Source organism: Pseudonocardia sp. OZ21 (assembly GCF_059359135.1).
The window spans coordinates 1-2,069 of the sequence record NZ_JCADBN010000042.1; the positions used below are offsets into that span (position 1 = coordinate 1).

A 2,069-nucleotide genomic window follows, 5' to 3' on the forward strand; every position below is an offset into this window, starting at 1 on the left:
ACGTGACGTTCATCGACACGGACACATCACGGCTGCACGAACTGAGGACGACCCACGGGTTGGATGCGCGCGCGGAGTTGGATCTCCGTGACGAGCCGGACTCGTTCGTGTTCCTGACCTTGCCCACGCCCAATGTGGGGTGGGACTACGACCTTCGGGCGTTCACCGCGGGGACGACCTCGGTGGGGCATGCGCTGGCGGACTCCCCTGGCCGTCACACGGTCGTGGTGCGGTCGACGGTTCCGCCGGGAACGACCGAGGGTTTGGTGCGGTCGGTGTTGGAGCGGTGTTCGGGGTTGGTGGCGGGGGTGGGGTTCGGGTTGGCGGCGAATCCGGAGTTTTTGCGGGCGGCGTCGGCTGAGGAGGATTTCCGGTCGCCGTGGATGACGGTGGTGGGGTCGCGTGATCCGGAGACGGTGGCGGGGTTGGTGGGGTTGTTGGCGCCGTTCGGGGGTGAGTTGCGGACGTTCGGGGCGGCGGCTGAGGCGGAGTTCGTGAAGTGTGCGCACAACATCTTCAACGCGACGAAGATCAGTTTTTGGAACGAGATGTGGTTGGTGGCTCGGGAGGTGGGGGTGGCGTTGGATCCGGTGGCGGCGACGGTGGCGCGGTCGGCGGAGGGGTCGTTCAACCCGGAGTACGGGATTCGGGGTGGGGCGCCGTATGGGGGGGCGTGTCTGCCGAAGGACACGTGTGGGTTCGTGGGGTTTGCGGAGGGGGTGGGGGTGGACATGCCGTTGTTGCGGGCGGTGGTGGCGACGAATGATCGGTTGGCGGCGGTGATGCGTCGTGAGGTGGAGGGTGTGGTGGGCCGGCAGGTGGTTCCGGGTGTCGGGCGGACATGAGTCTGCCGCTTTATTACTACGTGTTGGGCACTCCGTTGGGGGTGCTGGGTTTGGTGCGGTGGTCGTGCTGGTTGGTGCGGCGGGTTCCGGCGGTGTTGTATCGGCCGGTGGTGAATGATTTCCGGTTGCCGGTGAGTGTGGTGGTGCCGGTGTATCAGGAAGATCCGGTGGTGTTCACCGCGGCGGTGGAGTCGTGGTTGGCGAATGAGGGTGTTGTCGAGGTCATCTTGGTGATCGATGCCTCGGATGCGGTGTGTCGGGAGATCGCGTCGCGGTATCCGGTGACGGTGGTGGTGACCGAGGTGCCGGGGAAGCGGGATGCGTTGCGGCGGGGGTGGCGGGCGGCGAGCAGCGACCTGGTGGCGTTGGTGGATTCGGACACGATTTGGGCGCCGGATGTGGCGGCGCAGGTGTGTCAGCCGTTCGTGGATCCGCGGATCGGTGGGGTGGGGACGCGGCAGAGTGTGTATGGGTCCTCGGGGTTCCTGGCGCGGATCACGGACATGTTCCTGGATCACCGGTATTTCGATGAGAACGCGAGTCAGAGTTTGTTGGGGCAGGCGGTGTCGTGTCTGTCGGGGCGGACGGCGGTGTATCGGCGGGCGTTGCTGTTGGAGGTTGAGCACGAGTTCATGCATGAGACGTTCTGGGGGGTGCCGTGTCTGTCGGGGGATGACAAGCGGTTGACCACGTTGATCTTGGAGCGTGGGCATGGGACGTATATGCAGCGGAGTGCGGAGGTGTGGTCGACGTTCCCGGACGGGTGGCGGGTGTTCTGCCGGCAGCGGTTGCGGTGGGCGCGTAACACGTGGCGGTCGGATCTGCGGGCGTTGTCGCGGCGGTGGGTGTGGCGGCATCCGTTCCTGGCGTACACGATGATCGACAAGGCGGTGGCGTGTTTCACGTTGTTGCTGGGGTTGGCGTTCATGATCTCGTCGATCGTGGCGGGGCATTGGGTGTTCGTGGTGGTGTTGGCGTTGTGGTGGCAGGTCAGCCGGTCGGCGAAGTTGTTGCCGCATCTGCGGCGGCGGCCGTCGTCGTTTTTCTACATTCCTGGTTATGTGGTGGTGTCGTGGTTGATGGCGTTGATCAAGATTCAGGCGTTGTGCACGATCCGGAAACAGCGCTGGCTCACCCGCGAGGTCGCCGTGGAGAACGGCGTGGTCGTGCGTACCACCACCGATGACGACCACTCCACACCGGAGGAAATCTCCGCATGAGACG

At 65.1% G+C, this 2,069-nt stretch carries 2 protein-coding genes; both read left to right on the forward strand.

The window, feature by feature from the left end; genetic code table 11:
* Window positions 1–845, forward strand: an 845-nt coding sequence (locus tag AC5L35_RS37275; RefSeq protein WP_495064467.1) for a Rossmann-fold NAD(P)-binding domain-containing protein, incomplete at its 5' end; no start/stop codon positions are given.
* Entirely contained in the window at window positions 842–2,065 is a 1,224-nt protein-coding gene (locus tag AC5L35_RS37280) for a glycosyltransferase (protein ID WP_495064468.1), read from the forward strand. The genes AC5L35_RS37275 and AC5L35_RS37280, both read left to right, overlap by 4 nt.
* Window positions 2,066–2,069: the final 4 nt, after the last annotated feature.